Origin of the sequence: Pedobacter africanus (genome assembly GCF_900176535.1) — a bacterium.
Classification (GTDB): domain Bacteria; phylum Bacteroidota; class Bacteroidia; order Sphingobacteriales; family Sphingobacteriaceae; genus Pedobacter; species Pedobacter africanus.
Genome location: NZ_FWXT01000001.1, coordinates 2,016,181 through 2,029,580, shown reverse-complemented (window position 1 = coordinate 2,029,580; position 13,400 = coordinate 2,016,181). Strand labels below are relative to the sequence as shown.

The following is a 13,400-nucleotide window of genomic DNA, read 5'->3' as shown; positions in this document are numbered from 1 at the left end:
AACCTTCGCAAACTTCCGGTGTCATAGCATTGTAATCAAGATAAACATGGTATGAAAGCACCGGCTAAAGTTCTCTATTCTTTTGGTTTAGTATTATTTATCGCAGTGCTGTGCTCCTCTTTTCAAAAAGAGAAGCCGGCAGCTGTGAAGTTTGCATTCCCGTATAAGCAGGCGGGACTTACCGAGCGACAGGCCGCAGCGCACCTGCTCAGCAGGTTTACCTATGGGGCCAAAGCAGAGGATATTGATGAAGTGGTAAAGACCGGCCTGGAAAAATGGTTTAAAGAGCAACTGGATGGGCAACAGGCCGATCAGCTGCTTGATGGGAAACTGAAACAATACGAGGACATCAACCTGAGCAATACCGAGGTTGAAAATAAATATCCCCGCCCAGGACAGGCTGTAAGGATGGCTGTTAAGGAAGGTTTTATTGACAAAGACTCTGTAAACAAAGCTGATGGGAAGGAATACCGGCAGCAGGTGAAGGCCTATATGGATTCCAAAGGCTATAAACCGCAACAGGAACTTTACCGCCAGTTTTTTAACCAGAAAATATTAAGGGCTGCTTATACCAATAACCAGCTGCATGAATTGCTGACAGACTTCTGGTTCAACCATTTTAATGTTTCTTTAACAAAGAACCAATGTGCCTCATTTGTTCCGGCATATGAACGTGATGTGATCCGCCCGAACGTTACTGGCAAATTCCAGACTTTGCTGATGGCTACGGCAAAATCACCAGCCATGCTGATGTACCTGGATAATTTTTCAAGTAGCGGGCAGCCTGCTGCAGCAAATAACACTTTGGAAATGCAGATGGGCGAAGGGCCTATGGCCAAAAAACGCCAGGCGGCCCGGGCAAAATTAATGGCAAACTCGCCAGCGCTGAAAAAATTACAGGCCAATAAGAAAAAACAGGGCGGTTTAAATGAAAATTACGCACGTGAAGTAATGGAACTCCATACTTTAGGCGTAGATGGTGGTTATACCCAAAATGATGTAACCCAGGCCGCAAGGATACTGACCGGCTGGACAATAGCGCCCATGGGCGAGAATGGCTACGGATCGGCCGCCAAAAACCTGATGGAACGGGTTGGCGAAAGTACCCTTGAAAAACGTGGCTACGTACATGATGGTGACTTCCTTTTCGTCCCTACGCGCCATGACAATGGGGAGAAGGTGGTGTTGGGTAAACGCTTCCCTGCAAACAGAGGGTATGAGGAAGGCGTTGAACTCCTTACGATGCTGGCCCACCATCCTTCTACCGCCAAATTCATTTCCAAAAAACTGGCTACAAGGTTTGTGAACGATAACCCTTCCCAGCAGCTGGTCGATAAAATGGCCGGAGCATTTACCCGGACAGATGGCGATATTAAACAGGTAATGATTGCCATGGTCTGTGCCCCCGAGTTCTGGAACAAGGAGGCGCTGAGAGAGAAAACCAAATCACCGTTTGAACTGGCAATCAGTGCGGTCCGTAGCCTCAATGCAGAGATTACACAGCCTTATCAGCTTTATGCCTGGATCAATAAAATGGGTCAAAGGATGTACTATTACCAGGCCCCAACCGGTTTTCCTGACCGCGGACAGTACTGGATCAATACGGGTTCTTTGTTGAACCGGATGAATTTCGGGCTGGCACTGGCTACGCAACGTATCCCGGGAATTAAGATCAACCTGGCTTCTTTGAACGACAACCATGAACCGGAAAGCAGCGATGCGGCCCTGGTTACCTATAGTAAACTCATTATGCCTGAGCGGAACCTGGAAGAAACGGTTAAACGGTTGAAACCAATGTTAAATGACCCTAACCTGGCGAACAAGGTAGAAAGCGCAGCCGCCAAAGCAACACCTCCTGCAACCATGGATACCATGACAAATGAGGAGGAGGGAATGATGGCTGCCGGCAAAAACCTTAAAGGAAAGCCGGGTAAAAAAGCGTATGGTAAAAATGCAGACGCCCTGGCTATGGCAACAGGCAACAATACGATGCTGGCCCAGGTGGTAGGTGTAATTATCGGCTCTCCTGAATTTCAACGTAAGTAAACCTTAAAATACGATCATCATGACTTCAAGAAGAGGATTTATTAAAGCTGGCGGACTGGCCCTGTTTGGTATAGGATTGGGTGGTATCCCAGGTTTTTTGGCAGAAGCTGTAGCCGGAACAAAAGCGCCGGGTTTGTTTAAAAGGAAAAAGATTCTGGTGTGTATTTTTCAGCGCGGTGCCATGGATGGCCTGATGGCAGTAACACCTTTTACAGATAAATATTTAAAAGCGGCAAGACCTACCCTGTTTATGGACGCGGCGAGGGGAAACGGAAAGGGGACACCTTTAATTGATCTGGACGGCCGTTTCGGACTGCACCCTTCGATGGCTGCTTTTGAGCCGATGTTCAGGGAAAAAAGAATGGCCATTGTACATGGTATCGGATCGCCCAATAGTACCCGTTCGCATTTTGATGCCCAGGATTTTATGGAATCGGGGACACCTTTCCGGAAAGGGACCGAGAGCGGCTGGTTAAACAGGGCAGTAGGTTTGTTAGGCCATGATGCCGCTACACCTTTTCAGGGAGTGAGTCTAACCTCTTCGTTGCCAAGGTCGTTCTATGGCGAAAACCCGGCAGTGGCCATCAGCAACCTTCAGGATTTTAACATTCAGCTGAGAGGAAATGTGAAGGGAGCAAATATGGCTGCAAAAAGCTTCGAGGATCTATACGATACGACTTCATCGGGTTTGCTGAAGGAAACCGGAAAAGAGAGTTTTGATGCGATAAAAATGCTGCAGAAGGTGGATACAAAAAACTATAGACCATCAAACAATGCGGTATATCCGAATACTGCGCTGGGCAATTCATTGAAACAGATTGCCCAGTTAATTAAAATGGATGTAGGAATGGAAGTCGCTTTTGCTGAATCAGGTGGCTGGGACACCCACTTTAACCAGGGCGCAGAAACAGGGATTTTTGCCAGGAACGTGAACGACCTGAGCAATAGTATTATGGCCTTCTGGGCAGATATGGGTACTTATCAGGATGACGTGACGGTGATGACCATGACAGAATTTGGCCGTACGGTAAAGCAGAATGGTACCGGTGGAACAGACCATGGCCGTGGGTCCTGCAATTTTATTCTGGGCAATGGCGTAAACGGAGGATTGGTACACGGACTGGTAAACCCGCTTGCCGTAGAAAACCTGGAAGATGGAAGAGACCTGGCGGTGACCACCGATTTCAGAAGTGTATTTAGCGAGGTGGCTGATAAACACTTGAATATCAATAACGATAAGGTCTTGTTCCCGGATTGGGAAGGTAACAAAATCGGTGTAATGCGCTAGCTTTTTCTGCCCTATTTAATTTATCCTTATTTTAGTCGGGTGAAAAGAATTATTTTATCCTTGCTGGCGGTGGCTGCAATTGCCGCCTGTAACCAGCGAAATACAGCTGGCGGTGGGAACGTTGACAGTACCATGAACAGTGCGGTTGATACTACAGGGAAAGCAGATTCCAGTTGTTGTGATGCCAAGCTGCCCAAAAGGTTTGGTTCACTTACCCCAATAGATTCACTGGGCTCTGGTACAGGAGAAGGCAAAGCATCTCATACCGGAATGAAGTTTATCCCTACGGGTAGTTTTATCATGGGAGCGGCCGATCAGGAAGGACGGGCAGATGAATATCCTGCACACCAGGTGTCGGTAAAGGGCTTTTGGATAGATGAAACCGAAGTAACCAATGCCCAGTTTGCCCGTTTTGTAAAGGCCACCGGCTATGTCACACAGGCAGAGCGCAAACCAGATTGGGAGGAACTCAAAAAACAACTGCCCCCAGGAACACCAAAGCCTGCAGAAGAATTGTTGCAGCCCGCCTCTTTAACGTTCAGGAAGCCCGCCGGACGTGTAAACATTAATGATGTTTCGCAATGGTGGAGCTGGACTGCAGGAGCATGCTGGAAACATCCTCAGGGGCCAAAAAGCAATATCATTGGTAAAGAAAATTATCCGGTAACCCAGGTTTCGTGGGTAGATGCTGCAGCATATGCAAAATGGGCGGGCAAAAGGTTACCAACAGAGGCCGAGTGGGAATATGCTGCCAGAGGCGGGTTGAAAGGCAAGAAATATCCATGGGGAGATGAAGCATTGGACAAGGGTAAGCTCAAAGCCAATACCTGGCAGGGAGAATTTCCTTACAACGACTTAAAAACAGATGGCTTTTCGAGTGTTGCACCTGTCAAATCCTTTGCCGCAAATGGTTTCGGATTGTACGATATGGCCGGAAATGTATGGGAGTGGACGGCCGACTGGTATACGGCTGACTATTATAAAACTTTAAAAGGCACTGTAAATAATCCTAAGGGGCCGGTAAAAAGCTACGATCCTGAAGAGCCCACAGTTCCAAAGAAAGTGATCAGGGGAGGATCATTTATGTGTCACTCTTCTTACTGCAAAGGTTACAGGGTGAGTTCAAAAATGAAATCATCCATAGATACAGGCCTGGAGAATACCGGTTTCAGGTGCGTTGCCGATTAATCAGCGTGTGACCTGTGCGGTTCTCATGTACCGGGAAAAACGCAGGGGGAAGAGGCGTTTAAACCATACTCCTTTTACCTCTTTACCACCGATGTAGACCTCTTCTTTGTGCTGCTGAATGGCCTGTATGATTTGTCTGGCGCATTCATATGCCGGCATTCCACTGGCCTGACCAGCGTCCATCGTTCCCTGCGGACTGCCATTGCCGGTCAGCGCATTTACAGATACGTTTGTCTTGATAAAACCGGGACATATGATGCTGATCTGGATGTTTTTGTCGAATACCTCTGCACGAAGGGAATCAAAATAACCATGTAATGCATGCTTGGAAGCCGAGTAGGCGGACCGCAAGCGTGTGCCAAATTTGCCTACCAGGCTGCTGATGCAAACGATCTTGCCGCTTCCGTTGGCAATCATAGCTGGTAATACAGCCTTGCTCAGTACAACCGTACCCCAAAAATTCACATTCATCAGCCGTTGCTCGGTTTGCAGCTGGGTTTCCAGGGCCAGGCTACGCTGACTGATGCCGCCACTGTTGATGAGCATGTCGATATAGCCATAGATGCGTATGGCTTCCTGGGCTTTATCAGCAAGCAGCTCTGTTTTTTCCAGGTCAAGCGGGAGGACATGAATATTAACCGGACTTTTACAAGCACTTTTAACCCTGTAAAGTTCGTCGCGGTTACGGGCCGAAATGATCAGTTTGGCGCCTGCATTGCTGTAAGCATAGACCAAGGCTTCGCCAATGCCTGAAGATGCGCCGGTAATCCAGATGACTTTATTGTTCATGGTATTGTAGTTTAATGATGATCGTCGGGTATTAAAAATAATTCTGAGGCAATATGATCTGCAAACAACTTTCCTTCTTTAGTCAGGATTAGGTGCTCGTTGTGGTTCATCAGCCATTTTTTTTCTACAAAAGGCCTGCTGTTTTTCAGTGTATCTGCTAAGAACTCCTTTCCGAAATCTGCTGTTATTTTCTGCAAGCTGCTGCCCCACATGGTACGCAGAGAGGTCATGATGTACTCGTTGAAGCGGTCGTAAATATCCAGTTTTTCAATGCTTTCGGCCAGGTTGCCACTTTGCAGTGCGTTTAAATACGCTGCGTTATTGGCGATATTCAGGTAACGTGCTTGTCCGTCAAAGCCATGGGCCGAAGGGCCAATGCCCAGGTAAGGGATGCCCCGCCAGTAATTGGTGTTGTGTACCGCATATTTTCCTGGTTTGCTGAAATTGGAGATTTCGTAGTGCTCAAACCCTGCTTCCTGAAGTTTTTCTGTAAGTGTTAGGAACTGTGTGGCGCTTTGTTCATCGTTTACCGGTGTTTGTTTACCTCTTTTGATCGCACTGGCCAATGCGGTGCGTGGCTCAACGGTTAGGGAGTAGGCCGAAATGTGCGGTACCTGAAATGCAATGGCTTTTTGAATGTTGCTGAGCCATTTGTTATCTGTAAGCAAAGGATAGCCATAAATAAGATCGATGCTCAGGTTTTCAAAGCCCGCATCCTGGCTCCGTTTAATGCAGCTTTCGGCTTCCGAGGCATTATGGGCGCGGTTCATCCAGATCAGGTCTTCTTCAAAAAAAGACTGGATACCTATGCTGAAGCGGTTTACTGGAAGCTGTCTGAGTTCTGCTATTTTTTTTGCGTTGAGGTCGTCGGGATTGGCCTCAATGGTAATTTCCGCATCCGAGGAAACAGAAAAGTGCTGCTCCAGGGTGCCGAAGATCTTTTCAAATGCTTTGGAGGAAAGTACAGAAGGTGTTCCGCCACCAAAATAAATGCTGCCCACCTGCCCGTTTACCCGGTCTTTCTTTTTAACAATTTCTGTGCAGATGGCATCCGTCATTTCATCCGCATATTTCAATGAGGTGCTGAAATGGAAATCGCAATAGGTACATGCCTTTTTGCAGAAAGGGATGTGGATGTAAATTCCGGACATTTGGTAAAGGTACGGGCAAATCTGATTATCCGGATGTGTTTTTATCAACTTGCTGGCATTTTATACTATTTTTGAAACCTTCTAAAATTTGTAGGCTTGTATTTTAAATTGTTCAATTGTCAGAATAACAGCTAATTTTGCAGATGTTGGGTAAAACAGGTATTTTAAGTAGAAATTAATTTTAGGAATATGCTGGCTTATGGTTCGTTTTCAGATTCAGAACTCATAACCCTTCTTAAAGAAGGTGATGCCAGCGCTTATACCGTTATTTACAACCGTTATTTTGAGGAGCTTTACATTCATGCCTGCCAGCGCCTGCGCGATAAGGATGAGGCCCAGGATGTAATCCATGAACTTTTTGCAGCGCTTTGGAATAAAAAGGAAGCATTGGAGATCAAATCCAGTCTTGCAGCTTACCTGTATACTTCGGTGCGCAACCGGATCATGGATGTGATTGCCCACCAGCAGGTAGAAACTAAATATGTAAGTTCACTACAAAATTTTATAGAGACAGGATATTGCATTACTGACCATCAGGTCAGGGAGCGGCAGCTGACCGCCCTGATTGAAAAAGGGATCTCGGAGCTTCCTCCCAAAATGAGGGAAGTGTTTGAGCTGAGCCGCAAACATGTAATGAGCCACAAAGAAATTGCCCTTCAGCTGAATTTATCAGAGCAGACCGTTCGGAAACAGGTAAATAATGCCCTCAAAATATTGCGTTTAAAGCTTGGAATGATGTTGTTTTTGGTTGTATAAAATTAATTTTAAATTTTTATTATTTTTTTCTACCCCATACCTACCGTTCTCGCCGTCTATCATTTAAACGGGTAATTTTTAAATATTGTAATGCAGAATAGAGAAGCGAAGGAATTGTTAAAGAAATACAGAGAAGGCAGCTGTACCGCAGAAGAGATTGCGTTACTGGAAAGCTGGTACCTGGAATATGAGGATGAGACTAAACCCGATTTTACACCTGAGGCGATAGCAGAAGAAAAGTCCAGGATATGGCTGGGATTGCCTGTACATCAGAAACAGGTTAAACGCATTGTGCTATGGCCATGGATTGCAGCTGCATCGGTAATGTTGTGCGTAACGCTGGCGGTACTTTTTCAGAAGAAAGATAAAGAGCTGGCGGCGGATGCTGCAACTGCCAAAATAGTACCTGGTGGCAATAATGCCATTCTTACCCTGGCAAATGGCGATAAGATAGTTTTAAACGATGCTGCAAATGGGAACCTGGCCAGCCAATCGGGCATTACAGTAACCAAAACCAGTGATGGGCAGCTGGTGTACCAGGTTGGTAAAAGTACTGAAACAAGGGCGGTTGAGTACAATACAGTTACTACACCGAAGGGCGGACAATACCAGGTTAACTTGCCTGATGGTACTAAAGTCTGGTTAAATGCCATGTCTTCCTTAACCTTCCCTGTGGCTTTTTCGGGTCATGAACGTGAGGTCAAATTAACAGGAGAAGCTTATTTTGAGGTGACGCATAATAAAGAAAAACCTTTTAAAGTGATTTCTAATGAACAGAGTGTTGAGGTATTAGGAACGCACTTTAATGTAAGCGCTTATAAAGAAGATGGTTATGTTGCTACTACTTTGCTGGAAGGTAAAGTTAAGGTGCAAATAAAGGAAGGAGAAGTGTCTACGGTATTGAGACCAGGCGAGCAAAGTATGCTGAAAAACCAGAAACTTAATACCAGGTTTGTGAATGCAGAAAATGATATAGCCTGGGTAAATAATGATTTTGCGTTTGATAACGAAGAGTTAGGTAGCATTATGCGGAAGATAGCCAGGTGGTATGATGTAGAGGTAATCTGTCCTCCAGAGATGGAAAAATTAGAGTTTACGGGGTTTATGTCCCGTCAGAAAAATATTGAGGAAGTTCTGAAAAGAATGGTTATACCAGACATTATTCAGTTTAAGATAGAAGGAAGGAGGGTTACTGTTATGCCATAGTTCTACACTTACTGCAGTAACCCTGAACAAAAAAATCCAGGAGCGGTTGCGACGCCCCTGAATTGTATTTTACTCATGATGAGTAGCTGTTCGGGTGAACCTGTTCAAATAAATCGACTTTACTAAACATTGGACAAAAACCCAAACTAAACAAATGTATGAATTTTTACATGACATTTAAGCATTGCTTAAAAGGCAGTGTGTATGCCAATATTTCATTGAAATTGAAACTGACCTTTATCATATTGACCACTGTAATTCTGCAGGTTAGCGCAGCCAGCTATGCCCAGATTACATTAAAGGAAAAAGGCGCTCCACTTGAACGGATCATACAAAGCATCAGAAAACAAACCGGCTATGATTTCTTTTACAATGCCAACATGCTTTCCAAGGCAGATCCGGTAACCATTAACGTAAAAAATGCCTCTGTAAAAGAGGTGCTTGACCTTTGTTTTGCCGGACAGTCTTTATCTTACAGGATTGAACAGAATACCATCATCGTACAGAATGCGCGGCCGCTTTTAACGCGTGCAATTGTATTCCTGGGCAAGGTTGTGGATAAGAACAATAAGCCAATAGGAGGGGCCTCCATCCGGATAAAAGGATCCGATACCAGAGCGGTGGCCACAGGCCAGGATGGAACATTCAGGATTGTACTGCAGTCGGAAAAAGATGTACTACAGATCTCTTATATAGGCTTTAAAACGCAAGAAGTGAAATATTTACCTGGGTTTCCTGCTGGAAGCTATCGGATTATTGTTATGGAAGATGACGAGAAGCTGATGAATGAATTTGTTGTAACTGGTACAGGCATTACCCGTAACAAGAATAGTTTTACCGGGGCTACTGCAACTTTTAGTGGAGACCAATTGAAAAGCATAGGCAATAATAATCTTATTCAGAGTTTACGAACATTAGATCCATCATTTATCCAGATGGAAAATAACCTTGCAGGTGCGAATCCCAATGTATTGCCAAACATTGAGGTCAGAGGTAAAACAAGTGTACCAATTGCTACCTTAAGAGATCAGTTTGGTGCGGATCCGAACCAACCCTTGTTTATATTGGATGGTTTTGAAACTACTTTACAGAACATTGTCGATCTGGATATTAACAGAATCGGTTCGGTTACGATATTAAAGGATGCTGCCTCTACCGCCTTGTATGGTGCAAGGGCATCAAACGGGGTAATTGTTGTGGAAACCATTAAACCAAAGCCAGGAAAACTTCAGTTTTCTTATTCAAACGATTTCAGGGTTGAAATGCCGCTGTTATCGGTATACAATATGATGAATGCTAAAGAAAAATTGGAATTTGAAGTTTTATCAGGAAGATACATCACAACTAGCGGATCTGTAAGCTCACAGATTGAGCTCGATCAGCTCTATAATGACCATAAAAAATTGGTAGAGCAGGGAGTAGATACCTATTGGTTAAATGAACCGGTAAGAACTGGTTTCTCAGAGAACAATTCCATCTTTGCGCAGGGAGGAGATGATAGTTTCAGATATGGGGTAGGGGTTAACTACAAAACGCAGACTGGTGCGATGAAGGGCTCCGGAAGAGATACCTGGAGTGGAAACATCAACCTGACCTACAGAAAGAAAAAAATAAACATCAACAATAATTTGTTTGTTAGAGGATACAAGGCAAATGAAACCCCATATGGCTCTTTTTCAAATTTTGTGAATGCAAATCCTTATTTTAAAAAGGATGTTACCTCTCCCTATTTAGAACAGACGCGTACAGCAAGAGGAACGGTACTCAGGGTTTCCAATCCCCTTTACAATGCTTTATTGCCAAATATCAATTCAGACAACAATCTGGAGGTACAGAACAACTTACAGCTGAATTATGACATTACCTCTGATATCCGACTATCAGGAGGCCTGCAATTGATCAAAGGAGCTACAGAAAGTACTTTGTTCCTAGCCCCTGAACACAGCTCATTCGAAGAGATTCCGTTACTCAGAAAAGGAAAGTATACCAGAAATGAGCGCGATAATTTTTCTTACCAGGCCAATGCTTTGCTTACTTATGGAAAGGTGTTTGCCGAAAAACATTCTATCACGGCCAACGCAAGGGCAGAAATTAACAACAGAGAGTTCCGGGCATTGCAAATGATCGCAGAAGGTTTTCCGGAAGGGGCCACAGGTAATCCGCGTTTTGCCTATAGTTACCAGGCTAATGGGGCTCCTACTGCATCTTCAAGTGTGTCGAGATCAGTGAATGCTACTTTATCTGCCAACTATGCTTATGATCAGCGGTTTCTTTTGGATGCTTCTTACAGGCTCGATGGTTCAACCGCATTTGGCAGTAACCGGCAATTTTCGCCATATTGGTCAGCAGGACTAGGATGGAACCTTCACAATGAAGCTCTGCTGAAAAACCGTAACTGGCTTAACCGTTTAAGGGTATATGGAAATATTGGTGTCACGGGTAATCAAAACTATGCCTCTATCTCTTCTACCTCTACTTACGATTATAATTCCAACACCAATTATAACCAGTTTGGACAGGGTGTAACATTAAGCACTTATGGTAACCCTGATCTTGCTCCGCAAAAAACAACACAAATTAGCGGTGGTATAGATTTTTCATTCTTCAAAGATCGTCTTACAGGGTATATAAACGTCTATAACAAGCGCACCAATCCACTAGTAGTTGCGGTAGATCTTGCCTCCTCCACAGGGTTGGTCGCATTCCCTTTTAATGTAGGTACTATGAATACCCTGGGGGGCGAAATTAAGATTGGTTATTCACCTATTTATAAATTAGAAGATCGTATTGTGTGGAATCTGAATATAACCGGAAGCAGTTATAAAAGTAAATACAGTGGATTGGGCTCAGCCCTTGCCGGATTAAATACCCAGAACCAGCAAAACCAAACTATAACTACCAAGTTGCTGCAGTTCAACGATGGATATAGTCCTGACGATATCTGGGCTGCAAAATCGCTGGGCATAGATCCGGGCACAGGGCGAGAAATGTTCCTGAGGCCCGACGGGCAATACACGTATGATTATAACGCTGCCATCTTATCTGCTGTAGGCAATACTAACCCTGTAATTGAAGGTGTTGCTTCTACGTATTTTTCTTACAAAGGTTTTAATGCAGGTGTAAACATAAGATACCAGTTTGGTGGTGATATTTTTAATACCGCGCTTTATAACAAGGTTGAAAACATTACCTATGCTTCCGTAGCAAACAACCAGGATAGAAGAGCCCTGTACGACAGGTGGAGAAATCCGGGAGATGTTGCTTATTTCAAGGCCATTTCCCAGACCAGCGTAACGCCACAATCTTCGAGATTTGTACAGCGAAATAACAACATCACAGGTGAATCTATCAGTCTGGGTTATACCTTCGACAGGCAGGCCTGGTTAAAGCGCGCCGGGCTAAGTACGGTTACATTAACAGCAATTGCTAATGATATTTTTCAGGTATCTAGTGTGTTAAGAGAACGCGGGGTAGACTACCCTTTCGCAAAAACAATTTCAATGAGTTTAAGGGCATCATTTTAAAAGAAGCGAATCATGAAAAGAAATTATATAAGAATAATGGCGGTGCTGGTAGCCCTTGGTATGTTGGCATCCTGCAAAAAATTTCTGGATGTAAAACCGGAAGACAAAGTGCTTGAAGAGGATACTTTTTCTACAGTGAAAGGGGTCAATACAGCTTTGAATGGGCTGTACATTAACCTGGCCAAAAACAGTTTATATGGCGATAACCTTACCCTTAGTACGATAGATATTCTGGCACAACGCTACAATGTTCCCAGTTCACATACATTACTGACCCTGTCTACGTACGATTATGCTACGAAACCGGCGGTTGACAAAATTGACGCGATGTGGAGTGCCGCATACGTAAATATTTTAAATGCGAACGTATTTATGGCGAACCTCAACAAGTATATGGGTGTGCTGGATGCCAGTACAGATTCTATTTACAGGGGAGAAGCAATCGCCATCAGGGCAATGTTGCATTTGGATCTGCTTCGTTTATATGGGCCTATGTACAATTCGGCTGATTCTGTTAAGGAATCTATACCGTACTATACACAAGCGGAATCTTCGGCCAATAAATATCTGCCGGCTAACCAGGTCATGTCATTGATTTTGTCAGATCTGGCAAAGGCCGAAACTTTGTTAAAAAATGATCCTGTCATTGCGAACGGAGTAATGCCAACATTTATAGATGGAGAAAATAATTTTATGCGTAACCGGAATTACAGGCTAAATTATTACGCGGTAAAAGCCCTTCAGGCCAGGGCTAATATGTACAGAGGTAATAAACCCGCGGCTCTTGAAGCAGCAAAAGTTCTGATACAAAATACCGCCAAGTTCCCCTGGATCACCTTAGCTGCTGCGGTAAGTGAAAAAACAAATCCAGACAGGGTTTATACGCAGGAAATGATACTGGGTATTCAGAATTCTCAGTTGTACAACAATTATAACAACTACTTTGCGCCTGAGCTGGAAGATAAAAATATACTCGCCCCAGTTGCAGGCCGGTTGACCACGGTCTTTGAGACCAATGAAAATGACTACAGGTACAACCCGCAATGGGCTGTTCCGGGCAATGGAAGTAAAACTTACAGAACCTTTTACAAGTATGCTGACGTAATTGATAAGGCCAAAACATTCCGTTTCAGTATTCCTATGATCAAGATCAGTGAAATGTTCTATATAGCTGCCGAATGTGAACCGGTTGCCGCCACCGCAATTGGTTATTTAAATACTGTTCGGAACAACCGCGGTCTGTTGAGCCTTGCCGCTACAGCAAATTTAAACACTGAATTACAAAAGGAATATCAAAAGGAGTTTTTTGGTGAGGGGCAGCTGTTTTATTACTACAAAAGAAGAAATATTACTTCAATCCCTAACGGCTCGGCTGCAAGTGGAAATGTAACCATGAACGCAAGCAAGTATGTATTGCCTTTACCTTTATCTGAAACTCAATACCGTCAATAA

General features: G+C 44.2%; 9 protein-coding genes. 7 read left to right on the top strand and 2 right to left on the bottom strand.

Going from position 1 to position 13,400, the window contains the following annotated elements; genetic code table 11:
- Positions 1-51 precede the first annotated feature (51 nt).
- From B9A91_RS08445 to B9A91_RS08435, 3 genes are read left to right on the top strand one after another with little or no spacing between them, the layout of a single operon-like run.
- On the top strand, positions 52-2,046 hold the full coding sequence (locus tag B9A91_RS08445; RefSeq protein WP_084237915.1) for a DUF1800 domain-containing protein: 1,995 nt from the start codon (positions 52-54) through the stop codon (positions 2,044-2,046).
- 19 nt (positions 2,047-2,065) lie between these two features.
- The gene (locus tag B9A91_RS08440; protein WP_084237914.1) at positions 2,066-3,334 is read left to right on the top strand and encodes a DUF1501 domain-containing protein; all 1,269 of its coding nucleotides are present in this window, start codon (positions 2,066-2,068) and stop codon (positions 3,332-3,334) included.
- A gap of 39 nt (positions 3,335-3,373) precedes the next feature.
- On the top strand, positions 3,374-4,522 hold the full coding sequence (locus B9A91_RS08435) for a formylglycine-generating enzyme family protein (protein ID WP_235012495.1): 1,149 nt from the start codon (positions 3,374-3,376) through the stop codon (positions 4,520-4,522).
- On the opposite strand, the gene B9A91_RS08430 is transcribed toward B9A91_RS08435, so the two are convergent.
- Together B9A91_RS08430 and hemW are read right to left on the bottom strand one after the other, a co-directional pair.
- Positions 4,523-5,311: an SDR family oxidoreductase gene (locus tag B9A91_RS08430; RefSeq protein ID WP_084237913.1), complete on the bottom strand. Its 789-nt coding sequence runs from the start codon at positions 5,309-5,311 to the stop codon at positions 4,523-4,525.
- Between the two features lie 11 nt (positions 5,312-5,322).
- Positions 5,323-6,462, bottom strand: a complete 1,140-nt coding sequence (gene hemW, locus B9A91_RS08425) for a radical SAM family heme chaperone HemW (RefSeq protein WP_084237912.1) — start codon at positions 6,460-6,462, stop codon at positions 5,323-5,325.
- 189 nt (positions 6,463-6,651) lie between these two features.
- On the opposite strand from hemW, the gene B9A91_RS08420 reads away from it, so the two are divergent.
- The 4 genes from B9A91_RS08420 (at position 6,652) to B9A91_RS08405 (ending at position 13,400) form a co-directional block, all read left to right on the top strand.
- Positions 6,652-7,218 carry an RNA polymerase sigma factor gene (locus B9A91_RS08420; protein ID WP_084237911.1) on the top strand — a complete coding sequence of 189 codons (567 nt, stop codon included), beginning with the start codon at positions 6,652-6,654 and terminating at the stop codon, positions 7,216-7,218.
- A gap of 90 nt (positions 7,219-7,308) precedes the next feature.
- Complete coding sequence (locus tag B9A91_RS08415; RefSeq protein WP_084237910.1) at positions 7,309-8,424, top strand: FecR family protein; 1,116 nt, start codon at positions 7,309-7,311, stop codon at positions 8,422-8,424.
- Positions 8,425-8,582: 158 nt separating this feature from the next.
- The gene (locus B9A91_RS08410) at positions 8,583-11,948 is read left to right on the top strand and encodes a SusC/RagA family TonB-linked outer membrane protein (RefSeq protein ID WP_084237909.1); all 3,366 of its coding nucleotides are present in this window, start codon (positions 8,583-8,585) and stop codon (positions 11,946-11,948) included.
- A 12-nt stretch (positions 11,949-11,960) separates the two neighbouring features.
- Positions 11,961-13,400: a RagB/SusD family nutrient uptake outer membrane protein gene (locus tag B9A91_RS08405; protein ID WP_084237908.1), complete on the top strand. Its 1,440-nt coding sequence runs from the start codon at positions 11,961-11,963 to the stop codon at positions 13,398-13,400.